General features: G+C 46.8%; 18 protein-coding genes. 17 read left to right on the top strand and 1 reads right to left on the bottom strand.

The window, feature by feature from the left end; all coding sequences use genetic code 11:
• The first annotated feature begins 69 nt into the window (after positions 1-69).
• The 17 genes from ACYQ0H_RS08345 to ACYQ0H_RS08265 all read left to right on the top strand — a co-directional run bounded on the left by ACYQ0H_RS08345 (position 70) and on the right by ACYQ0H_RS08265 (position 20315).
• The gene (locus tag ACYQ0H_RS08345) at positions 70-1344 is read left to right on the top strand and encodes a sensor histidine kinase (RefSeq protein WP_459812391.1); all 1275 of its coding nucleotides are present in this window, start codon (positions 70-72) and stop codon (positions 1342-1344) included.
• A 790-nt stretch (positions 1345-2134) separates the two neighbouring features.
• The gene (locus ACYQ0H_RS08340; protein ID WP_459812390.1) at positions 2135-2635 is read left to right on the top strand and encodes a terminase small subunit; all 501 of its coding nucleotides are present in this window, start codon (positions 2135-2137) and stop codon (positions 2633-2635) included.
• A complete protein-coding gene (locus tag ACYQ0H_RS08335) occupies positions 2628-3902 on the top strand; it encodes a PBSX family phage terminase large subunit (protein WP_459812389.1) in 1275 nt (424 codons plus the stop codon). Before ACYQ0H_RS08340 ends, ACYQ0H_RS08335 begins: the two co-directional genes overlap by 8 nt.
• A gap of 35 nt (positions 3903-3937) precedes the next feature.
• On the top strand, positions 3938-5059 hold the full coding sequence (locus ACYQ0H_RS08330) for a phage portal family protein (protein WP_459812388.1): 1122 nt from the start codon (positions 3938-3940) through the stop codon (positions 5057-5059).
• A gap of 144 nt (positions 5060-5203) precedes the next feature.
• A complete protein-coding gene (locus ACYQ0H_RS08325) occupies positions 5204-6100 on the top strand; it encodes a hypothetical protein (protein ID WP_459812387.1) in 897 nt (298 codons plus the stop codon).
• A 3-nt stretch (positions 6101-6103) separates the two neighbouring features.
• Complete coding sequence (locus ACYQ0H_RS08320) at positions 6104-7078, top strand: phage major capsid protein (RefSeq protein ID WP_459812386.1); 975 nt, start codon at positions 6104-6106, stop codon at positions 7076-7078.
• Between the two features lie 83 nt (positions 7079-7161).
• Positions 7162-7533 carry a hypothetical protein gene (locus tag ACYQ0H_RS08315; RefSeq protein WP_459812385.1) on the top strand — a complete coding sequence of 124 codons (372 nt, stop codon included), beginning with the start codon at positions 7162-7164 and terminating at the stop codon, positions 7531-7533.
• 2 nt (positions 7534-7535) lie between these two features.
• Complete coding sequence (locus ACYQ0H_RS08310) at positions 7536-7949, top strand: hypothetical protein (RefSeq protein WP_459812384.1); 414 nt, start codon at positions 7536-7538, stop codon at positions 7947-7949.
• Positions 7950-7973: 24 nt separating this feature from the next.
• Positions 7974-8333 (top strand): hypothetical protein, encoded by a 360-nt coding sequence (locus ACYQ0H_RS08305; RefSeq protein WP_459812383.1) that lies wholly within the window; start codon positions 7974-7976, stop codon positions 8331-8333.
• On the top strand, positions 8306-9268 hold the full coding sequence (locus ACYQ0H_RS08300) for a hypothetical protein (RefSeq protein WP_459812382.1): 963 nt from the start codon (positions 8306-8308) through the stop codon (positions 9266-9268). The genes ACYQ0H_RS08305 and ACYQ0H_RS08300 overlap by 28 nt, the downstream gene beginning before the upstream one ends.
• Before the next feature lie 99 nt (positions 9269-9367).
• The gene (locus ACYQ0H_RS08295) at positions 9368-9853 is read left to right on the top strand and encodes an amidase domain-containing protein (protein WP_459812381.1); all 486 of its coding nucleotides are present in this window, start codon (positions 9368-9370) and stop codon (positions 9851-9853) included.
• Positions 9854-10106: 253 nt separating this feature from the next.
• Positions 10107-12779, top strand: coding sequence for a YfhO family protein (locus ACYQ0H_RS08290; RefSeq protein WP_459812380.1), 2673 nt, complete (start codon positions 10107-10109; stop codon positions 12777-12779).
• Positions 12780-13097: 318 nt separating this feature from the next.
• Positions 13098-13901 (top strand): hypothetical protein, encoded by an 804-nt coding sequence (locus tag ACYQ0H_RS08285; protein ID WP_459812379.1) that lies wholly within the window; start codon positions 13098-13100, stop codon positions 13899-13901.
• 261 nt (positions 13902-14162) lie between these two features.
• Entirely contained in the window at positions 14163-15986 is a 1824-nt protein-coding gene (locus tag ACYQ0H_RS08280; protein ID WP_459812378.1) for an NPXTG-anchored protein, read from the top strand.
• A gap of 391 nt (positions 15987-16377) precedes the next feature.
• Positions 16378-18912, top strand: a complete 2535-nt coding sequence (locus ACYQ0H_RS08275; RefSeq protein ID WP_459812377.1) for a heavy metal translocating P-type ATPase — start codon at positions 16378-16380, stop codon at positions 18910-18912.
• A complete protein-coding gene (locus tag ACYQ0H_RS08270; RefSeq protein WP_459812376.1) occupies positions 18902-19159 on the top strand; it encodes a metal-sensing transcriptional repressor in 258 nt (85 codons plus the stop codon). Before ACYQ0H_RS08275 ends, ACYQ0H_RS08270 begins: the two co-directional genes overlap by 11 nt.
• Before the next feature lie 142 nt (positions 19160-19301).
• The gene (locus ACYQ0H_RS08265) at positions 19302-20315 is read left to right on the top strand and encodes a helix-turn-helix domain-containing protein (protein WP_459812375.1); all 1014 of its coding nucleotides are present in this window, start codon (positions 19302-19304) and stop codon (positions 20313-20315) included.
• A gap of 87 nt (positions 20316-20402) precedes the next feature.
• On the opposite strand, the gene ACYQ0H_RS08260 is transcribed toward ACYQ0H_RS08265, so the two are convergent.
• Positions 20403-22673, bottom strand: a complete 2271-nt coding sequence (locus tag ACYQ0H_RS08260) for a beta propeller repeat protein (protein ID WP_459812374.1) — start codon at positions 22671-22673, stop codon at positions 20403-20405.
• Positions 22674-22686: the final 13 nt, after the last annotated feature.

The following is a 22686-nucleotide window of genomic DNA, read 5'->3' as shown; positions in this document are numbered from 1 at the left end:
CGTATCGTTATAGAAGCCCTTGCCGGTTGACAGGGTTATGTAAATTATTGATCACGGGGAGGTTGTCTGATGATCAAAAGACTGCGCAGAAAGTTTGTGCTGATAGCGGTTTTGTCGCTGTTTCTGGTTGAAACTGTGATAATAGGCGCAATAAATATTATCAATGTCTGTCAGCTCAATTCCAGATCGGATGATCTTCTTGATATGATAATAGAAAACGACGGAAAATTTCCCGACGTAAAGGGGATTCACGATAAGCCGCCCGGAGGAGATCGGTTCGGCGGCATTGACGGAAGGTTCGATCCCGAAACAAAATATATAACCCGTTACTTTACGGTAAGAACAGACGGCGGCGGAAGTGTAGTTTCGATAGATACCTCTCATATTGCAGCCGTAACCTCCGGCGAAGCGGCCGAATATGCCGAAGAAGCCCTTGACAGGGAAGCCGAAAGGGGCTGGTGCGGAAATTACAAATACGCCGTTTCGGAAAGCTCGGACGGAAAGCTTCTGGTATTCGTTGACTGCCGCAGCCAGCTTGAAACAAGGTATCAGTTTTTGTCGGTGTCGCTGGCTATAGGAATTGCCGGACTTGCAGTAGTAAGCGTTCTTGTCGCAGTTTTTTCAAAAAGAGCGATCCGTCCTGTAATTGAAAGCATGGAAAAGCAGAAGCAGTTCATAACCGACGCAGGTCATGAGATAAAAACCCCTTTGTCGATAATCTCAGCAAATGCCGAGGTATTAGAACTTACCTGCGGAAGCTCCGAATGGACTGACAGTATTAAGAATCAGACAGCAAGGCTGGGCGAGCTTATAAAAAATCTGCTTACTCTTTCAAGAACTGACGAGGAAATAAAGACTGTATTTGAAAAATTCAACATAAGCGACGCTGTATACGATGCGGCTTCTCCGTTCAAGACTCTTGCTTCCTCCGGCGGAAAGACTCTGTCTGTCGATATTGAAAACGAGATCGAATATTTCGGAGATGAGGGAATGATACGTCAGCTGGTTTCGATACTTCTTGACAATGCGGTGAAATACGCAGATGACGGCGGCGAGATAAAGCTTTCTCTCAAAAAAGCTCACAAGCTTATTGAATTGAGCGTTTACAATCCCTGCTCGGCTGAACCGGAGTGCGAGCCTTCAAGGCTTTTCGACCGCTTTTACAGAGCCGATTCCTCCCGTTCACGAGATACGGGAGGCTACGGTATAGGCCTTTCAATTGCCAAAGCTATCTGCGAAGCTCACAAAGGAAAGATCTCAGCCGAATACAAAAACGGCGGCATAACCTTCCGTGCGGTCTTGGCGCAGACGTCGGTCTTAGCGCAGACGGCGCAATTCGCATAATCGCTCCAAATGTCGCTCGAAGATGAGGACGGTAACTTTTATGCTGCGGCAAAAGATAGTAATCGCCAAAGTCTTGGCGCAGACGTCGGTCCTATCGCGGACGGCGCAATTCGCGCAGTCGCTCCTGACGTTGCTCGAAAGTGCGGACGGTAACTTTACTGCCGCGGCAAAAGAGAGCAGCTGACTGGTTTTTCATATCTTTAAGAGGAGAGAATTATTCTCCGATTTGCAAATCAAAAAGAATATCAGGTTAAAAACGGACGATTTTTTCGCCCGTTTTTTATTTTTTGCCAAAACTAACAAATTCATATTAAATGCAATTTCTTTCGTCAAACTGCTAAAATTGACCATGTTGAAACTGTAGGAAATTACAAATTTTGTTTTAATTAAAAACTTTTTCGTTCATAGTTGCACATTTGCGTGCAACTTTTGCCCCATTTTCGCCTATTAGTGAGGGGGTCCTATCGCAGACGGCGGTCCTGGCGCGGACGGCGCAATTCGCATGATCGCTCCTTACGTCGCTCGAAAGTGCGGACGGTAACTTTTATGCCGCGGCAAAAGAAAAATGGTTGCCAAGAGAAATCAGTCAAGTCCTAGCGCGGACGGCGCAATTCGCGCAGTCGCTCCTGACGTCGCTCGAAAGTACGGACGGTAACTTTACTGCTTCTGTGCTGCCGTTTTTCCCCTCCGTAAACCTATCCCCCTGCTCCTTGGCTCGGCACACAAAAAAACTATAGACAAGAAAGGATGATTGCAATGACAACTACTACGAAAAAAGCGGTGAACGATTATGAAGCCTATTGACACTAAGGATTTCGCTTTGTTCTTTTCACGGACAAGAAATGCGGCGGAGGCGGCGATAGCTGCGGGGATAAGTCCTCTCAGAGCGAAGCTTGAGGGAGCGAGGCTGCTGTTTGACAGGCGCTGCCGACGTCAGCTTGAAGCGGCGGACAAGCTGAGGGATAAGGAGCGCTGCGAGGTAAGGGCAGGATTGGAGCGGCTTGCCTACGGAAGGGTAAATGATGCGGCGGCGCTTGTGTTTGCGGAAGAGATAACTCCTCATATGCTTGCCGAATCCGATCTATTTAACGTATCGGAAATAAAAAGGGTCAAGGGCGGAGGAGTTGAGATCAAATTTTTCGACCGTCAAAAAGCGCTTGAAAAGCTTGAGGAGCTTGACGCTCGTCTGAAAAGTGATGAAAAGGCGAAAAATCTGGTAGAAGCGGTATACGGAACAGACTGCGGAGAAATTATGAGCGACACTCCTCTCGAGGGGGACGGAGATGATTAAAACAAACGGCAGGATAGGCTGGCAGGATTTTTCCTCAAAGCAGAAAATGGTGCTTAACTGGTGGAAGAACAAAAGCACCCGTGAAAAGGATGGAATAATCTGCGACGGGGCGGTAAGGTCGGGAAAAACCCTATGTATGTCGCTTTCCTTTGCAATGTGGGCGTCAATGAACTTCAATAATGCGGCGTTTGGTATCTGCGGAAAGACGATAACCTCCGTAAGAAGAAATCTGATAGCGCCGCTTATGAAAAATGCACCCGAATGGAGCATGGAGGTAAAAGAGAACCGTTCAGGCAACTATATTGACATAAGGCTCGGGAGAGCGGAAAACCGCTTTTACCTTTTCGGCGGCAGGGACGAAAGCTCGGCTTCGCTTATTCAGGGAATTACTCTCAGCGGAATACTTATGGACGAAGCGGTGCTTATGCCCAGAAGCTTTGTGGAACAGGCGGTTGCAAGATGCTCGGTAGCCGGCTCAAAGCTATGGTTCAACTGCAACCCCGAGAACAGGTATCACTGGTTCAAAAAGGACTGGATAGACAAGGCGGCTTCAAAAAATCTTATCTATCTTCATTTCGCTCTGGAGGACAACCCCTCTCTTACTCCGGCGATAATCAGAAGATACCGGACGCTGTTTACAGGAGCATTTTATCAGCGCTTTGTGCTGGGTAGCTGGACTGACGTATCGGGCTGCGTTTACTCGGCTTTCGACCCTAAGCTTCATGTTGTAAATACTCTGCCCGAAAGCTTTTCCCGCTTTGCCGTAAGCTGCGACTACGGAACGGTAAATCCCTCCAGCTTCGGACTATGGGGAGAAAGCGGAGGTGTCTGGTACCGTATAAGCGAGTATTACTACGATTCCAGAAAAGAGGGCAGACAGCGTACCGACGAGGAGCATTACGCCGCGCTAGAAAGGCTCTGCGCCGGAAGAACAATAGAACTTGTGGTCTGCGACCCGTCTGCGGCTTCGTTTATCGAGTGTATACGCCGTCACGGACGATTCCCCGTTGCACCTGCGGCAAACGACGTGCTTTCGGGAATAAGGAGAGTAAACGACGCTCTGAGCTGCGGAAAGCTGAAGATACACTCCTCCTGCGCCGACGCTGTACGGGAATTTTCCCTTTACCGCTGGGACAAAAGCACAGTATGCGACGCCCCTGTCAAGGAGAATGATCACGCAATGGACGATATCCGCTATTTCGTGACCCGCTTTTTAAGGGATACAGCCGATCCGTTCTGCGTTATGTCCCTTGACAGGCGCAGGTAGCAGTAAAAGACACAAAAGAAAGGAAAGACTCAGAATTGAACTTATTCAGAAAAAAAGAAGCCGCTGAAAACGCCAGGATATCCTGCTCGGCTCAGCGGGAGGTTTTCAGGCTTTCACCGTCGTGGAACGGCTTTGAAACTCAATTTTACGAAACCCTCAGAGCCGAAGTCCCTGTGCTTGATGCCTGTATAGGAAAAATAATCAGGCTTTGCAATGATTTCAGGGTAGTGTGCGGCGATAAGAGAGCGCAGAAGCTTATGGACGCTTTTGCAATGAACGTTCCGGCAGGGATCTCCGGCTGTTCACTCAGCTGCTTTGCGGACATCTGGCTTGATACCCTGCTTACCTACGGAAAGGCGCTGGGAGAAATATCGTTAGACCGCAAGCGCAGGAAAATAAACGGTCTTTACATAGCCGATCCGGTAATGTTCAGCGTACGAAGGGGAAAAACTCCCCTTGAAATGAAGATAATAGAGAATGTTTCCGGCAGCGAGGTAAAGCTTTCCGCACCCGAGCTTTTGCTGTACTCTACCCTTAATCCGTCGGTAAAGCACCCTGAGGGCGTATCTATACTTAGGGGAACTCCTGCGCTTAGCGAGGCGCTTATGAAGATATACCGCTGTATAGGTCAGAATTTCGACCGTGCGGGAAACGTGCGCTACGCTGTTACCTACAAGCCCTCCGACGATCCGGCTGACAAAGCTTTTGCAAAGGACAGGGCAATGGAGATAGCCAAGGAGTGGTCTGACGGAATGAGCAGCGCCGGTAACGGTGTTATCAAGGACTTTGTTGCGGTAGGCGACGTACAGATAAAGGTGATCGGAGCGGACAGCCAGATAATCGACACAGAAATACCTGTACGCCAGCTTCTGGAGCAGATAATCTGCAAGCTGTCGATACCGCCCTTCCTGCTGGGGCTTAACTGGTCTACTACCGAGCGTATGTCCTCACAGCAGGCGGATATTCTTACTAGCGAGCTTGAATACTACCGCCGTCTGCTTACGCCTATACTGCTGAAAGCGGCGCAGGCCTTCCTGAGGCTGAGCGGCTTTTCCTGCGGCTGCTCGATAGAATGGGAGAACATAAATCTTCAGGACGAAGCCGAGCTTGCCAAAGCCAACTACTATAACGCTCTGGCTCAGGCAGCTCAGTCCTAGTGCAGACGGTAACTTTACTGCCGCGGCAAAAGAAAGCTCTATGCCTGCTGATATTTTCGGAGGGAGGTTACTCAAAAAACGTTATAAACAATGACTGTTACTGTAATACAGTAACAAAAAACTAAGAAATGAAAGGAGAACAAAATGGAAAACGACTTTGCGCTTGACGAAGCGCTGCTTGAAAAGCTTAACAGATTTACCCGTTCGGAGGTAAAGGCTGAGGACGTATATACCTTTCCCGTTATCCTCTGCGATAATGAGGTAGACCGTGACGGAGAGCGGTTTTCGGCGGACGCTCTGCAGAGGCTTTCGGAACTTTTTGTAGGAAAGACCGGAATATTCGATCATGATCCTAAGGGGGAAAACCAGACGGCAAGGATATTCGACTGCGAGGTAAAAGCCGAACAGAACAGGCTTACCAAGGCGGGAGAGCCTTATAGCTGCCTTGTCGCCAAGGCGTATATGATAAGGACTGAGAAGTCAAAGGATCTTATTGCCGAAATAGAGGGAGGAATAAAAAAGGAGGTTTCAGTAGGCTGTTCGGTAAAAAGGAAGCTCTGCTCGGTATGCGGAACAGATCTGAGAGAGGAGCAGTGCGGGCATATCAAGGGAAAATACTATGACGGAAAGCTTTGCAGCGTTATCCTTGACGAGCCTGACGACGCATACGAGTGGTCGTTCGTAGCGGTTCCTGCGCAGAAAAACGCAGGAGTAACAAAGACCTACGGCAGTAAAGCTGAAGAAGCTAGTCTGAAAGCGCTTAAAGACCGCCTTGAAAAGCAGGAGGAGCTCAATGCTAGAGCCTGCGGAATACTGAAACGTGAAATTATGTCGCTGAGCTTTCTCTGCCGTCCTCCCGCCGCAGTTGAAACGGTAAAGGCGCTTACCGAAAGAATGAGCTTTGCGGAGCTTGAAAAAATGTACGAAACGCTGAAGCAGAGGTGCGTTACTGAGGAAAGCGCCTTTCAGCTTGATATTCACAAAACCGCTGAAAAAAGCGGAGATAACAATAATTTTAAACTTAATAAAAAGGAGAAATGATTTATGTACGATACGATCAAACTTGAAAAGGGACTTTATTCGATAACAGGCAAAAGCTTTACTCAGGCGTTGGAGCAGCTTGATCCAGACGAGAATTATGCGGATACGAAGCTTGCCGGACTGGACGCTTTTGAAAGACAGCTGAAGCGTTTTGACATAAAAGTTTCGGGCGCAGGCTCAGACAGGGTGGAGAAATTTTTCGCTTCTACCGAATCCGCCGTGCTTTTCCCCGAATACGTCCGCAGAGCTGTAAAGCAGGGAATGGAGGAAGCGTCGATACTTTCCGATATTATAGCGGCGGTCTCCTATACCGACGGAATGGATTTCCGAGGTCTTACGGTAACAAAAAGCGGAACTGACGCAGGAGTGGCTCAGGGCGGAGAAATGCCATCCTCCTCAGTAAGGCTGGCTTCCTCGGCAAAAACTCTCACAAAGTTTGCAAGAAAGCTTTCCTGCTCCTATGAAGCTATAAGAAAGCAGCGTCTTGAAGCCTTCGGCGTAATACTCAAAAGTCTGGGCGCTCAGATATCAAGAGCTGTGAACAAGCTTGCGGTGACCGAGCTTTCAAGCGGCGTTACGGCAGCTTCTATTGCAGGAAGCTCCGTTACCTACGCCGATCTTGCTCAGTTCTGGGCTTCGATGGGTGAAAACGATATGACGGCAATGGTGTGCAGTCCGGCGCTTATGGCGGAAATTCTTGCGCTTGAGGAGATGAAGTTCTGTGTTTCCGACTATATGTCAGGAGGAAGGGTAAAGACCCCATACGGAGTAACGCTGGTAAAATGCTCGTCCCTTGACAGCAAAAAAGCTATAGGAATAGACAGCTCCTGCGCCGCCGAAATGGTTTTCGGAACAGACGTTACAGTTGATTTCGACAAGCTTATAACGACTCAGTGCGACGAGATCGCCTGTTCGGTAGCCGTAGGCTTTTCAAAGCTTACCGACGGAGCGGTAAAGGTACTTAACGCCGCTAAATAACGGTATGCCGAGGGTCAGGGCGGACGGAGCTTATGTCTGCCCGGCTCTTACGGCATAAATGAAAACCTTAAGGAGAGTGAAAAATGGTCAAGATAAGCAATGATAACGTAAAAGCGCTGTTTCTCAGGATCACCGGAATGGATACGGAGGATTTTGAGTATGAGGATCTTATTCAAGCGGAAATAGGCTTTATAGAAGAAAGGCTGTGTACGGAGCTTGACGAAGCTTCGGCGGCAAGGTGCGAATATGCAGCCTGTGCAGCTGCGGTCTACGATTATGTTTTGGAAAGCTCCATGAAGCTGAAAGTAATGCTTTCGGAAAACGGAGCGGCTTACGGAGAAACTGGCTCCGAGGCCTGCCTGAGAGCTGCGGCAGAGCTGAAAAGCAGCGCATTTGCGGCTCTGGCAGGGTTGATACGTGACGACGGCTTTGTATTTTCGGGAACGGAGGGATAAAAATGTACAGCGGTCTTAAAGAAATTATCAGGCAGGCCTGTACCGCAGGAAGCTTTGTTTATGTGCCCGGGATCTCGGATATTCGCCTTACTCAGCGTTCAAAGGAAAGCTTCTGCTTATGCGGAGTAAGCGGAGCCGTGTATTCACCGAAAATAATGGCGGCAGACGGTAGCTCATGGGGAACGGAGGCGGAGTTTTCTCTTTCGCTGCGTCTGCTCGGAAAGCGGTGCGGCTACAGCGATAATGAGAATCTGGAAAGCATGGCGGACGCATTTATGCAGTCGCTGGGTCTTAATTCCGGGGCGGTAATAACAAAGCTTGAACGGTCACCCGTACATCGGGAAAGCGTTCTGGGAAGGCTGGAAATTGCGGTAAATGCGTCAGTAAAAATTCTGGTGATGATAAATGAAGAGTAAAGAAATTTCAGGAGGCGGAGAAAAATGCAGACTCAGGTCATAAGCAGGGAAAACATAAGGGCGGCTCTTGACGGAAACGCTTTTTTTATAAGCGAGGCAATATTTTCAGGCGGAACAAGGATCTCGGAGGTAATGCTTATAACAGGTGAATGCGACAGAAGAACAGCCGGAGGAGAGCCTTTTACAATAACGCTCAGAGGAAAGGTACTGCCCTGCGACAGGGATTATTTCAGAGAGCTTATTTCTCAGTATTCAGGCAGTGAGATAGGATCGGCGGTAATAGACGGAACCGAGTATTCCCGGCTTGCCCTTACGAAGGGAAATCTCAGGTTCTCCGACGGCTGTCTTGCAGGAGAATGCGTTCTTCAGCTGAAGAAGCTATAGGAGGCGGTATTACGGCACAGTCATGCTATTTTATATTGACAGGTCCTAGTACGGTGACCTGCCGAAATGTTGTTGATCTTCACTTTGAAAAAGACAGATATATTCCCTTTACCAGCGTTTCGGGAAGCTTTCTGTCAGACGGAGATTTTATTTCTTTTTATGAGATCACCTGCTGCGTAAACGGGAAAACGATACATAAAGGGCCTTTGGACAGGCTTGAAAGAAAACGCACAGGAGGAAGATGGAAGTATAAGTTTTCTTCAAAGGGCTATACGGCTATGCTGGGGCAGAACGAGCCTGTTCCGAGAATGAATTACAACGTTAATCTTGCCTCTTTGGCGGAAATGAACAAAACGATCCCGAATGTGGTTTATCAGGGGGGAACTTTAACTGTTAATTATGTTTACGTCAAGGAAAAGTCTACTATATGGGACGCAATAACCGCTTACGGCTATAAGGCGTACAGCATTTTCCCCTATATTTACCAAACAAATACGGTAAGAGTAACTCCGGTATCGGAAAAGCAAATCAGCTATAACGACGCTCCGATAGTAAGCTGCGGAAAGCTTACCGACAGGCGGAAACTTATTTCAGAGGCTTATATGGCTGATGCGGACGGAAACTATACCCATTCATATAAAAACGCCTCAGCTTCATCGGTAAATATAGTAAGGACAAAATATTACGCACTGGACCGACAGTGGCTAAGCTCTCCCGTTGCCGGACTTACTGCAAAGGTAAAATATTCACAGAGAGCAGGCAATCAGGTCTTTCTTACCTATATAGGCTTTAACGGTGAAGAGCTTTACGACAAGGCGTCGCTGACCTCGGGAGTCTGCGCTTTCGGAACTTACTCAATAGGACGTGTGGAAATAAATATACGGGATATGAGGATATTAACAACGGTAACCTGTTATCCTGACGGCAATACCTAGACGCTTTCCTGCTTTATCGGAGAAAGAAGCTTTCGCATATAATGCATTGAGGCGGCTTCGGCCGCTCAGTATTATGAAAAATAAACGGGAGGAGAAGCAATGAGAGAGTTTGGATATGACCGTGAAAAGGCGGTAGGCTATGCCCGAGAATGGGCTTTTAAAAGGAATCCCAAATACCTTGACTTTGAAAAGCTGGGAGGGGACTGTACAAATTTCGCATCGCAGTGCGTTTATGCGGGCAGCGGAGTAATGAATCATACGAAAACCTTCGGCTGGTATTATTATTCGGCTGACGACAGAGCGCCAGCATGGACGGGGGTAGAGTATTTCTATAATTTTCTTACGTCAAATAAGGGGGAAGGGCCTTACGGCTCAGAAGCAGACGAAAGCGAGGCTGAGCCGGGGGATATAGTTCAGCTTGGAAATTCAGAAGGAAGCTTCTATCATTCGCCTGTAATTACGTCGGTAAGGAACGGGCGCATTTACGTTGCGGCTCATAGCTTCGACGCTTATGACCGGCCGCTCAGCAGTTATATTTACGACAGGGCAAGGTTTATCCATATACAGGGAACAAGAGCGTACTGATCCTGTCAGGTCATACGGCATTCATAATTTCAGCGGGAATAATATGAAGCTTGTGGTTTATCTATGTTTTACGGCGTGGAAAAGACGGCTCAAATCCATTATTTCGGCAAAATTAATTTGTGTGGGATTTTTGTATATTTTATTGACTTTATTACTATTAAGAGGTATAATGGACTTTGTTGCAGATATAAAAACAAAAGAAAAGGATATTTACTTATAATATCCGTAAAATCGAAAGGAGAAACGCTTTTGTATGAAAGCGAAGTTCAGTATGGAAAAACTCAAAAAGCTTATCCCGTTTGTCGTTCCTCCGGTCGGAGTTGCCGCAATAATGCTGATAGTATTTAAAGCCTGCGGAATGTATCCGTTCGGAGACGGCTCGGTTTCGTGGTGCGATATGAATCAGCAGGTCGTACCGCTGCTTATGGATCTCAAGGACGTTCTTGACGGAAAGTCCAGCTTGTTTCTTAATTTGAATAATGCAGGGGGAATGAATTTCTACGGAGTGTTTTTCTTCTTTCTGGCAAGTCCCTTTTCATTTCTTGTAAAGTTCGTAAGCAAAGGGGATATGTTTACATTTGTAAATATCCTCGTTATGCTGAAGCTTATGACGGCGGCGTTTACCTCGGCGGTTTATTTCAGGGTATGCAGAAAGGAGCTTGATCCGGGCTATGCTGTAGTTTTCAGCCTTATCTATGCTTTCTGCGGCTACGGAATGCTGTTTTACCAGAATCTTATCTGGCTTGATATGATGTATCTGTTTCCTCTGCTTATGCTTTCGCTCAATATACTTGTTCAGAGGCAGAATAATATACCTTATATAATAGCGGTAACCGCAATGATGATCGTAAACTATTATATCAGTTATATGACAGTAGTTTTTATTATTCTGTTTACCGCAGTATATGTGTGCAGATACGCAAGGTGTGAAAATACGCCTAAGGTATGCGTAAAATTCGTGTCCGGCTCGGTAATTGCTGCTCTGCTTTCAGCCGTCGTATGGCTGCCCTGCTTTATGCAGTTCCTTTCCTCGGGACGGGGAGAGTCGGTTACAGGCACTATAGCAAATTCCGACTTTATAACAAGCTATAAGACGGTAGTTCCGCTTTTGTTCTGTTCGGCGTTTATATTTATGCTTGTCGGATATCATACGGTCTGCGGAGGAAAGCGCTCACGAAGAACGGGAACATATCTTATATTGTTTGCGCTGCTGCTGGTACCTTTTTTTATCGAGCCGATAAATCTAATGTGGCATACGGGAAACTATATGTCTTTTCCTGCAAGGTACGGCTTTATAACGATATTTATCGGCCTTGTATGCTGCTCGGAGTTCCTTGGGGGACATGAGGGAGTTTTAAAAAGGGTGTCATCGACAGAGCGGTTTATAGGCTATGTCGGAACGGCATTCCTTATCGCACTGTATTATTATTTTTCAACAAGGTTTATAGACGGCAATTTTGATGCTCTAAGCCATTATACCTCGTCCCTTTGGGGAAACGACGCTTCCTTCGAGGGCAATGCCGAGCTGTTCGCAGTATCGCTCATATGCTTCGGGGCTATATATTTTATCTACCGCAGGGGATATATAAACAGGAGGATATTTATTGCAGTGCTCTGTGCGGCGGTAGCTGTCGAGTCGGCGGGAAACGTAAAAATATACATGACCTCGGCGGCTTCAAGGAATACTCAAAAGACACAGTCGGTAAGGCAGATAACCGATCTTGCGGACAGGATAGATGACGACAGCTTTTACAGAGCGGTAACCGACGGAAAGATAATGGATTACAATATGGTTGGAGCGCTTGGCTACCCGTCTTTAAGCCATTATACATCGCTTACCGACCGTGAGTATATGTTTACTCAGAAAAGACTAGGCTATACAACGGTATGGATGGAGGTAGGCTCATGCGGAGGAACAGAGCTTACCGACGCTCTTTACAGCGCAGGTTACAGAATAGTAAGAGGCAGAGCTGACGATTCGATGTATTCAAACGGAGCATACTCGATCGTCAGGATCCCGTATTCGATAGGACTTGGAATGGTAACCGAAGCCGAGCTTTCGGAAGCGGAGGAGATACCTTCAGATCTTACCAGAGCCGAGGTACAGGAGTATGTATTTGAAAAGCTGTTCCCGAATCAGGGAGAGCTTATTTCGGAGTATCAATTCGACGCTTCGTCTAACGGTATAAAAAAGGTAAACAAACGCTATATTGCAGGACAGGGCGCTAAAATCAAGTATAAGTTTGACGTAAAGGGCAGACAGTCGGTCTATGCAGACTGCTTCGACAGACTTTCAAACGATCTGACGGAGGAATACTTCAACAGCTTTTCAATAACCGTAAACGGAATTTCGGTTACGGGGGATTATCCTACTACGACAGATAACGGGGTCATAAAGCTGGGCGAGTTCGAGAACCAGCAGGTAGAGGTCGTATTGAGCTGCAAAAAGGCTGTAAACTGCTATTCGCTGGGGGTTTTCGGTCTTGATCTGGACAAGCTTGAGAGTACCGTTGAAAATACCGAAAGCGCAGGCTTTACCGCCGAGGGAGGAAAGCTCAAAGCAAGCTGTGAGGTATCGGGAGAAAAGACCTGCGTAGTTTCAGTTCCTTACGAGGAGGGTTTTATCGTTCGGGTAAACGGCGAAAGGACGGAATACAGCAAGGCTATTTCGGACTTTATATGCTTTAAGCTTCAGGACGGAAAAAATGAAATAGAAATAAGCTTTGTTCCTAAGGGATTTTATCCCGGACTTACGATTTCTATGGCTGGAGCGGCGCTGTTTGCGCTTTATATAATCTTCGGAAAGAAGATCAAACTCGGCGAAAGGACGGAGAAAAACGTTCAGAGCGTTGTCCTGTTTGCGCTTATCGCAGCAGCCGGGATAGTATATATTCTTCCGGTCATACTGAATCTCAGCAGCTACTGACAAACAAATGTAATACAGGACTGTGTTCCTTTAAATTTAAGGCAGGAGTATTCGGCGCTTGAAAGGCGGCGGAAGACTCCTGTCTTTTTTAACTTTAATTTTTGTTTCTGAATATAAGCAGATTGTTTTGAGCAGTTCAAAACTTCTCTAAAGCTGTCATTTTATCAGAAACTGTAAACGTTATCCGTAAAAAACATACTGATTTCGACAATTATCTTTGTATAAATATCCAATTGAATATGAATATTAATAATGATATAATTAAAATAAGCTCATATAAGAGCTTATAAATTATGACATTAACGGAGGACAGCAAAGATGAAGATCACAAAAATTTCAGCGGCAATGTCGGCAGCGGCGCTTGCAGGCGCACTTGCTCTCATGGCAAGTGCAGACCTTACGCCGATAGCTCAGATAACTTCGACCTGGGACGAGGTCAGCGGTACAATAAACGGACACTGGGCTGTAGGCTCGGCTGGTATGGTAGGACAGAATCTTACGGATACTCAGAAGGTAGAGAGCGAGTTTGCTATACCTGAAGAAATAGATCCGGCTTCGATAGAATCTGTTACGATCGAATACAAAGCTACCAACGCAAACGGAGAGTGGGGAAACGGAGCATGGATGGCTAATTCAGCAGGCGCAGGCTGGCAGCAGACCGGAATTAGGGCAGAGGAAGTAACCGAGGTATCTGAGATAACGATCCCTCTCAGCCTTGTTGACGAAAGCGGCGAGGTTACAGACTGGTACTCCTTCGGATTCGTTGAGTACGGCGGAGCTTCTTATGATATTTATTCCGTAACCTTCAACGTTTCTGAAGATACATCATCGGAGGAAAGCTCAGAAGCAGACGCTTCTTCCGAAGAGCAGATATCTTCATCAGAGGACGCTTCTTCCGAGGAGCAGACTTCTTCAGCTCAGGACGTTTCCTCTGAGTCACAGACCGATTCTTCCGAGGCAGAGACCGATACTTCTGATCCGGCGGCTGACTCTTCAAAGGCTTCGGCGTCTTCTGCTGCCGATAAGGGCAAGGATAAGAACCCCAGCACAGGTGCGGCGGCTCTCGGCGGACTCGGCGTACTTCTTGCAGGCGCAGCTGTAGCTACAGTAAAGAGAAAGTAACAAATCGTTAATATAATTCTGCAAATTGCGGGGTCTGTTAAAATCAGACCCCGTTTTATTTTGAATAATTTGTTCAAAAGCACTAAAAGATAATGTGAAAGTTTGGTGAAAAGTATCATTGCAATGAAAACGTTATTATGTTACAATTGTATTACAACAGTTGGCGGGGAAGCTGTAAGGGTATTTGGCTTATGCCGTTTTCCTGAGAGGTTTTCGGCGCCGATAAGATTGAAATCTAATTAAAATTGGAGGAAATTAAAAATGAAGTTAAACAGAATTTTGGCCGGTATGTCAGCTGCTGCTATGGCTGCTTCAATGCTGACAATGATCACCGCTTCGGCTGCTGATTCTTCAACGCTGAAAGTTCAGCTGCAGGCAGTGGGCTGGTCAGAGTACAGCAACACGACAGCTATCACAGCTGACGGTGACTATTCTATTACAGTAGGAGATCTTTCTATTGCTGACGGTCTTACAAATCTTGGATTCTTTGCGGTAGGAGCAGATGAAAAGGCTGTAACAGCAACAGTAAACAGCATTGTTGTTAACAATGATTACACAGTAACTGTAGGATCCGCTGTAAATACTGCTGATGAAACAGGAAACGGTCTGCCTAATATCTGGAATCCGGCAGGTCAGGCTGACGTTGTATTCTCAGGCGACGGCTGCTCATTCAAGGGTGACGGCGGAACATCTATCAAGTTCTATGTAGGCGATGAGGCTACAACTATCACTTCAGTAACCTATAACATTACTGTAAGCGGTTACAGTGAAGGCGGAAGCGATTCTGAGGCTGAGACCGGTTATCCTGCTGACGCTGTTTTCGGCAACGGCGGAACAACTTGGAGCCAGGCTTTTGTTGAAAGCCTAAAGGAAGCTGACATGGCTGCTTGGGACGGATTGTGGCTCCAGCTCGATTATGGCAAGGAAGGCTATCAGGCAGCTGATGAAACAAATGCTAAGCTTGTATTAAAGCTTGAAGCAAGCGAAACTGTTGCAGCAGGTTCTACCATTTTCCGTATAGGCGATACAACTGATGATTCTAATCATGCATATACAGCTGAGGCTGACGGAACTTCATTTACATTTGAGATACCTCTTACAGAGCTCAAGGCTTTTGAGGATCATGATGGCTATTCTGCTGTACAGGGCTGGGATAACGGATTTGGCTGTAATTTCCAGGTAGGCGCTGCCGGTAAGGTAACTGTATATGCAACAGGAATGGAATATACACCTGTTGAAGAGTCTGAGGGCGACGGTTCTTCTGAGGCACCTGCACCTGCTACAACTTACACAGCTGTAGAGATGTTTACAGACGCTAACTGGGGCTGGGGCAACTGGCTTCCTAACGGCGTTGAAAAGGAAGACGGTTCCGATATCGGTAAGGGAACTGACGCTGAGATCACAGGTAACGGCACATATACTGTAAGCATTTCAGCTGAGCAGGTTGCTACTTGGTATGACGCTGAAGGAAATGCTGTTGTTGCCGGTACAGAAGGCGCTACACCTGCACCTGCAGCCGGCGTTAATGTTTGGTGCGTAGATATTCTTGAATTGGCTGACGCTCTCGGCGTAGGTACTGCAGATCTCGGCAAGGATGTAACAAATGCTGATAAGATGCAGCTCGTTAAGGACGCAGGCGTTACATTCAGCGACGTTTCACTTATCGTAGACGGCGAAACTATCTACACTTACAATGACGAGGATCTTCTTTATGCTGATATTGAAGGCAACGGAAATCTGAGACTTGAGATCTACAACACTTACGGTGATACAAAGACTACTGCTCCTGCTGAGGTAGCTGCTCTTGCTCCTAAGGAAGGCGGACTTGTAGCTGAGGATGAGATCGCTGTTACATTTACGATCAACGGTCTTCCTGAAGAGCTTCCTGAGCCTACAGAATCCTCTGAGCCTTCAAAGGATTCCTCAAAGGATAAGGATTCAACAGCTTCCAAGACAGATTCTACAACATCTTCCAAGAATGACAACAAGGGTAATGACAAGAACCCGTCAACAGGCGCTGCTGCTCTTGCAACAGTAGGCGTACTTCTTGCAGGCGCTGCTGTAGTTGCTACAAAGAAGAAATAATTTAAGCTGATCAAAGCTTAATGATAAGAGAGTAAAGTCCGCTATATGCGGGCTTTGCTTTTTTTATTGCCTTTTGTTCTTAAACCAAGCAAGGAGGGGAATTGTATAAGTGGTAAAATAAAAGCTTTGGGTAATAAGACGTGATCCGAGAAAAAATTAATTTCTGCAAAAGCTTGACTTGACAGAAAAAAGTATTTATGATATACTGCTAGTATACCCCCAGGGGGTGGGGGTATAGGGTATAAAAATATGATTTATACAGAAAATATATGGTATAGCTTAATATGAGGGTAGGATTCCCTAAAATAAGGTTTCGTGCTTCAGATCCTGTGCATTTTTAATACAACTCAGCGAATTGGCACGGATAAAGGCTAAGAAAGGAGTCGTATAGATGAAAGAAAAGTTTTCTGTTACCGGAATGACCTGCTCAGCCTGTTCTGCTCACGTTGAGAAAAGCGTGTCTAGGCTTGAGGGAGTTGAAAACGCAGCGGTAAGTCTGCTGCAGAATTCTATGACGGTTGACTACGATCCGTCTAAGGTCACGGCGGAGGATATAATTTCGGCTGTAGAAAGGGGCGGCTACGGGGCGTTTGTTCAGGGCGAAGGAAAATCTAAGAAGTCAGTTCCTGATATGAGCGGAGATATAAAAAGAAGAATGATATGGTCGCTTGTTTTTCTTGTTCCGCTGTTTTATATATGTATGGGGCATATGGCGGATATACCTATACCGTCAATTTTTACAGGGCATAAAAATATGATGATATTTGCTCTGGCTCAGCTTTTTCTTACTGCTCCTATTGTTTTTATAAACAGAAATTATTTTATAAACGGCTTTAAAAACCTTGTTCGCAGAGCGCCGAATATGGACAGTCTTATTGCGATAGGCGCGGCTGCCGCAGGAGGTTACAGCGCAGTTCAGCTTTTCGTTATGGCTTATCATATGGGCAGGGGGAATATGACGGCCGCTCATGACGCAATGATGAACCTGTATTTCGAGTCGTGCGGAATGATACTTGCGCTCATAACCGTAGGCAAGTTTCTTGAGGCGCGCTCAAAGGGAAAAACTTCTCAGGCAATTGAAAAGCTTATGGACCTTGCTCCAAAGACGGCGGTTGTAATACGGGACGGAAAAGAGGAATCTATACCGCTGGAGCAGCTTAAAGCCGGAGACATTTTTGTAGTAAGAGCAGGTCAGACTGTTCCCTGCGACGGAAAGGTCATCGAAGGCAGCTGTTCTGTGGATCAGTCGGCTATAACGGGAGAAAGTATTCCTGTATCAAAAGCTGAGGGCGAAGAGCTTATCGGTGGAACGATACTTTCCGGCGGTTTTTGCAAGGGAAGCTGTGAAAGGACCGGCGAAGGCTCTACTTTATCTCAGATAATAAAGCTTGTTGAAGAGGCGGCTTCCTCAAAGGCGCCGATTTCAAAGCTTGCGGATAAGGTAAGCGGCGTATTTGTTCCGATAGTTATAGCAATCGCTCTTATAGCTTCGGTCATCTGGCTTGCGGCGGGAGCAGGCTTTGCTGCCGCCTTATCGGTAGGAATAGCCGTTCTGGTAATTTCCTGCCCCTGTGCGCTGGGACTTGCTACTCCGACGGCGATAATGGTCGGTACGGGAAAGGGCGCTGAGAACGGAATACTGATAAAATCAGCGGAAAGTTTGGAGCTTGCCCATAAGGTAACCACTGTAGTGCTGGACAAGACGGGAACAGTTACCAACGGCACTCCTGAGGTTACGGATACCGTTTATTTCGGATGTGAGGAAAGCGATATAATAAGCTTTGTTTATTCTCTTGAAAAGGCTTCATCTCACCCGCTGTCAAAGGCGATATGCTCGTATTGTGAGGTCAGGGGAGCAGAGGATATGGGCTGTACCTCGTTTGAGGAGATACATGGCGGCGGAATAAGGGGAGAAGTAAACGGAAGTGTACTTTGTGCAGGAAACAAACGGCTTATGACAGAGCAGGAAGTTGACGTTTCCGAGCTTGAAGAACGGGTAAGCGAGCTTGCAGACGAGGGGAAGACTCCCTTGTATATTTCCGCTGACGGAAGCCTGAAAGCCGTTATCGCAGTTAAGGACACTGTAAAGAATACCACCGGAAACGCAGTCGCTCAGTTCAAGAAAATGGGCATGAAGGTAGTAATGCTTACCGGAGATAACAAGCGTACCGCAGAAGCGATAAAAAAAGAGGTGGATATAGATACCGCTATAGCTGAGGTCCTTCCTCAGGACAAGGAAAAGGAGATAAGAAGGCTTCAGGAAAGCGGAGAAATAACAGCTATGATAGGCGACGGGATCAACGACGCTCCTGCACTTGCAAGGGCGGACATAGGTATCGCTATCGGAGCGGGTCAAGATATAGCTATCGAATCTGCTGATATAGTTCTGATGAAAAGCGATCTGCAGGACGCCGCCGCCGCCTTTCAGCTGAGCCGTGCTACTATTAAGAATATAAAGGAAAATCTTTTCTGGGCGTTATTTTACAACTCTCTTGGAATACCGCTTGCTGCCGGAGCATTTTATCCGATAACAGGCTGGACGCTTAATCCTATGTTCGGAGCTGCGGCAATGAGTTTAAGCTCAGTATTCGTAGTAACCAACGCCTTAAGGCTTAAATTCTTTAAGCCTGACTTCAGGTCGGTAAGGTTTAATGCTCCTGACGTCGGTGCAGGAGTAAATACAGAAGCTATAGAAATGAAAGGAAATGATACTATGAAAAAAACTATCAGGATCAGCGGAATGATGTGCGGTCACTGTACGGCTCATGTCGAAAAGGCGCTTAACGCTGTCGGCGGGGTAAAGGCTCAGGCTTCGCTTGAGGACAAGGCGGCTTATGTTACCTTGGATAAGGACGTTGACGATTCGGTACTGAGAGCGGCAGTCGAGGAAGCCGGATACGAGGTGACGGGAATAGATGAAGGCTGATAAAAACGAGATCACGGCTCTTATAAAAACTGCCAGAGGTCAGCTTGACGGAATCCTGAAAATGATAGAGGACGACCGCTACTGCATTGACATTTCAAACCAGCTTTCTGCGGCGCAGGCTATTATAAAAAAGGCAAACAAGGCGATACTGTCCGCTCATATGCAGTGCTGTGTAACGGAGGCTGTCGAAAGCGGTAACGCTCAGGATAAGATCGACGAGCTTGTAAACCTTATAAACAAGCTGTAGTAATAAGAAAAGTCCGAAAATACGCGGCTGGCTTAACGGTCGTGTGCGTTTTCGGACTTGTTTTATTGACTTTGAAGCACCGCGATGCTATAATGACCTTAAACCATGGTTCAGGCAAATTTTAAGAAAGCGGTGAAGAGCTATGAAAGAAAAAATTACATTAGGTAAGTTCATACAGGACAAACGGAAAGCAAAGGGGTTATCACAAAAACAGCTTGCACAGCAGCTTTACGTTACGGAATCGGCAGTCAGCAAATGGGAAAGAGGAATATCTTATCCTGATATATCAATGATACAGGGGATATGCGAAACGCTGGAGATTTCTGAGCATGAGCTGCTTACGGCAAGCGACGATTACCGTCAGAGGGAAATCGAGAGTCAGGCGGCTGCGCTTCAAAGAACAAAGAAGAATTATACATGGATCTGGGCAGCGGTATATATTGTATCGCTTGTTCCGTGCCTGATAGCAAATATTGTTAGCAGCGGAGCGCCGACCTGGTTTTTTATTGTGCTTACTGCTGAAATGACTGCGTTTTCTCTGATCAATCTACCTGTACTTGTAAAAGATCACAAGGGTCTATGGACGGCAGGCGGCTTTTATGTATCACTTATTGCACTTCTGGTTTCATGCAGGCTTTACAACGGCGGAGATTGGCTTATAGCGGCGGTTTTGGGCATTACTCTGGGACTGTCGGTAATACTTCTGCCGTTTATACTTAAAGACGGTCTGTTTCCTGAAAAGTTACGGAGCAACAAGGGCGCAGTATGTATGGCGGCGGACAGCGTTCTGCTTATACTGCTTGTATTATGGGTCTCCGGCAGAGCGGGGGCAGCGTTCAGGCTTTCTCTGGCAGAGCTTATCGTTCCTTGGGCATATCTGCTGGTAATAAGGTATCTGAATATAAATCCGATGTTCAAGACCTCGGTATGTCTTGTTTTAGGAGGAGCTTTTGCGGTTTTCCAGAGACCCCTTATAAGTACGTTTCTTGACGGAAAGCCGTTCAGACCTGAGCCGTTTGATTTTTCAAGATGGTCTGATCCGAATTACCTTAACGCAAATATAATGACAGTAATATGCGCGGTATGCGTTCTTTTGGCAGTAGTTTTTGCTGTAGGCGGAGTAGTAAGAGAGGTCAGGGAAAAAAGCAAAGTTTAACAGAAAGGACTTTGAAATTTACAGATAAAAAAGGCGGACGCAGTTCACAGCTGCGCCCGCCCTTAATTTTTTTATACAGCAAGGTCTTTATCGACTTTCATCTCCGTACAGCAGACCTCTTGTGCCTGTGGCAACATATATACGTCCGTATATTCTGGGATCGCCGCATACAGAGGTAATATCTCCGAAGCATTGGTCGTCGGAATTTATACGGCTCCATGTTCCGCCGTAATCAAATGAGCGGTAAAAGCCGTATTTTCCGCCAATCCTGCCGACGGTGAATAATGCGGGGATACCGTTTTCACCCTTTCCGAAGCCTATACAGCGGGCATGATCTCCGCCGCAGAGCAGGTTGCTTATCCTGACTGAAAAGCTCTCCTTATCAAATTCGAGCAGATAAAGTCCGTCTATTCCGTTTGCTATCCATATCCTGCCGAAGCGGCCGCTTTCTGCCCGTATTTCGTGCTTTATCCTGAATCCGTGAGGAATGGATATATCAAGCTTTATTTCCCTGAAGCTTCCGCCCTTGTCGCAGGAGGCGAAGAATCTGTAGTCCTCCGTAATCCCGTAGAATACGTTTTCGTCTGTACGGTCGGAGAATATCTTTATATCGGCAGGAATTTCGGGTGAAACTCCGTTTATATCGTAAAATTCGGATCTTTTCCAGCTTAGTCCCTCGTTGTCGGTAAAAAAGGTCATATCTGAGCGGAATACTCTTTTACAGCTCAGAGTCCAGATTATCCTCTTTGAATCAGCTGAAACGGCAGTCCAGCCTGAATCGGTATTAGGCTGACTTATAGCGTCAAGCGCATTGTCGGCTTCTTCTGTAAAGCCGCGGGGAGAGGGAAGTCTTGTCCAGCTTCTGCACTGATCGTGAGAGAGGATAACTCCGCCTTTGGTTTTACCCGTCCAGTTTCCCCGAGGAGTACATACTACATATTTCGGGTCATTGTCCGGAAAATCTGCGTTAAGGCAGGTTATATACCTGTTCCCCTCCGGATCGGCAAAAGAGTTTTCACATTCCGCAGGAGGATCTTTAAAAGCAAAGCCTCCCAGATCGCCTATAATATCTATAACGTGAATATCACCGCCTGGGGGAGAATAAACGTTTAGGTGAACCGTTTCTTCAAGTCCTTTGCATAGAGGGGCGAAGCGAACTGTTTCAGAGGTAAGGTTTTCGGTACAGAATATTCCTGTTCCCGTATTGAAAACGGCGAAATCCTTATTGAAGGGCGATACTCTGAAGTCGCTTATCCAGTGAATACATGAGCGTCCGCCGTTGTATTTTGGCTTCATGTATGATACCGTCCAGTCTATAACGCCGACCTCAAGGCCTTTCAGTACAATGTTCCAGCTTTCGCCGCAGTCGCAGCTGCGGTATATTATATCGTCGCTTTCCCTGCAAACGGTCGATACATAAAGCGTTCCGTCTGAAACCTCGCAGGCGCAGTAGCCGCCCCTTATACGCCGTTTTTCTCCGCTTATACTCGGGTCAGAGGGCGTAATATCCCTGTCGAAGGTTACAGCGCCGTTTTTTATAATGTACCTGTAAACGCGGCCGTCGAAAACCGAGCCGGTATCGCAGGAATATGCGCCCATACCGCCGAAGCGTATTTTTCCGCTCTGACAGAAAGTAATATAGAGATAGCTTCCGTCGAAGGCGGCTTTCTGGGGAACGAAGCCTATATAGTCGCAGCTTTCATCGTCACAGCCCTCAGGCGTTTCAACAGGGGTAAAGCTTTTGCCTGAATCCGCTGAAAAATAAAGGGTAGGCCCTCTTTTTCTGCCGTCGGGGGAGTTTACTTCGCCGTCGGTTCCTGCAAGCATTATGCTGCCGTCGGGTGAAATTCGGATAAAGGTAAGGTTTTTCTCTCCGTTTACCGAAACGCTTTCCCATTCTTCTCCCATATCAGACGAGGTGAACAGACCTGCCGACTGAGAAGCGAACCAGAGGACGCCGTTTTTATACGCAAGCCTTTCTCCTGTCGAACGGCCCGCCTCGTTTCCGTGAACAGGGCAGGGAAGCGGCTTATTTTCAAGTGTCTTACCTCCGTCACGGGACAGGGTAAGATAATTGTTCTTTTTATTTCCGCATACGAAGAAAAGCATATCGGGGTCGTTTTCGTCCAGCGCCATTGACAGAGGATAGGTCTGAGCCGTATCCTCGGCGGTAACTCGGCTGCACAAGGAATTCCAGCTGCCGCTTTCAAAGCTGAATCGGTACATTCCTCCGATATCAGTACGGGCATAAAGAATATTGCGGAAGTTAGGGTGAAAAACAAAGCCGGTCACATATCCCCCTCCCGGAACGGGGCAGTTTTTATACATATATGGTATTTTACCTGTTACTTTATACATAATAATTCTCCTG

The organism is Hominimerdicola intestinalis, assembly GCF_054655215.1.
This window is presented reverse-complemented; position numbering and strand designations above follow the sequence as displayed.

What these genes read in the sequence shown, in the direction of transcription:
- ACYQ0H_RS08345 (WP_459812391.1), top strand. Translation starts at nt 70, where the DNA reads ATGATCAAAAGACTGCGCAGAAAGTTTGTGCTGATAGCGGTTTTGTCG.
- ACYQ0H_RS08340 (WP_459812390.1), top strand. Translation starts at nt 2,135, where the DNA reads ATGAAGCCTATTGACACTAAGGATTTCGCTTTGTTCTTTTCACGGACA.
- ACYQ0H_RS08335 (WP_459812389.1), top strand. Translation starts at nt 2,628, where the DNA reads ATGATTAAAACAAACGGCAGGATAGGCTGGCAGGATTTTTCCTCAAAG.
- ACYQ0H_RS08325 (WP_459812387.1), top strand. Translation starts at nt 5,204, where the DNA reads ATGGAAAACGACTTTGCGCTTGACGAAGCGCTGCTTGAAAAGCTTAAC.
- ACYQ0H_RS08320 (WP_459812386.1), top strand. Translation starts at nt 6,104, where the DNA reads ATGTACGATACGATCAAACTTGAAAAGGGACTTTATTCGATAACAGGC.
- ACYQ0H_RS08315 (WP_459812385.1), top strand. Translation starts at nt 7,162, where the DNA reads ATGGTCAAGATAAGCAATGATAACGTAAAAGCGCTGTTTCTCAGGATC.
- ACYQ0H_RS08310 (WP_459812384.1), top strand. Translation starts at nt 7,536, where the DNA reads ATGTACAGCGGTCTTAAAGAAATTATCAGGCAGGCCTGTACCGCAGGA.
- ACYQ0H_RS08305 (WP_459812383.1), top strand. Translation starts at nt 7,974, where the DNA reads ATGCAGACTCAGGTCATAAGCAGGGAAAACATAAGGGCGGCTCTTGAC.
- ACYQ0H_RS08300 (WP_459812382.1), top strand. Translation starts at nt 8,306, where the DNA reads ATGCGTTCTTCAGCTGAAGAAGCTATAGGAGGCGGTATTACGGCACAG.
- ACYQ0H_RS08295 (WP_459812381.1), top strand. Translation starts at nt 9,368, where the DNA reads ATGAGAGAGTTTGGATATGACCGTGAAAAGGCGGTAGGCTATGCCCGA.
- ACYQ0H_RS08290 (WP_459812380.1), top strand. Translation starts at nt 10,107, where the DNA reads ATGAAAGCGAAGTTCAGTATGGAAAAACTCAAAAAGCTTATCCCGTTT.
- ACYQ0H_RS08285 (WP_459812379.1), top strand. Translation starts at nt 13,098, where the DNA reads ATGAAGATCACAAAAATTTCAGCGGCAATGTCGGCAGCGGCGCTTGCA.
- ACYQ0H_RS08280 (WP_459812378.1), top strand. Translation starts at nt 14,163, where the DNA reads ATGAAGTTAAACAGAATTTTGGCCGGTATGTCAGCTGCTGCTATGGCT.
- ACYQ0H_RS08275 (WP_459812377.1), top strand. Translation starts at nt 16,378, where the DNA reads ATGAAAGAAAAGTTTTCTGTTACCGGAATGACCTGCTCAGCCTGTTCT.
- ACYQ0H_RS08270 (WP_459812376.1), top strand. Translation starts at nt 18,902, where the DNA reads ATGAAGGCTGATAAAAACGAGATCACGGCTCTTATAAAAACTGCCAGA.
- ACYQ0H_RS08265 (WP_459812375.1), top strand. Translation starts at nt 19,302, where the DNA reads ATGAAAGAAAAAATTACATTAGGTAAGTTCATACAGGACAAACGGAAA.
- ACYQ0H_RS08260 (WP_459812374.1), bottom strand. Translation starts at nt 22,673, where the DNA reads ATGTATAAAGTAACAGGTAAAATACCATATATGTATAAAAACTGCCCC.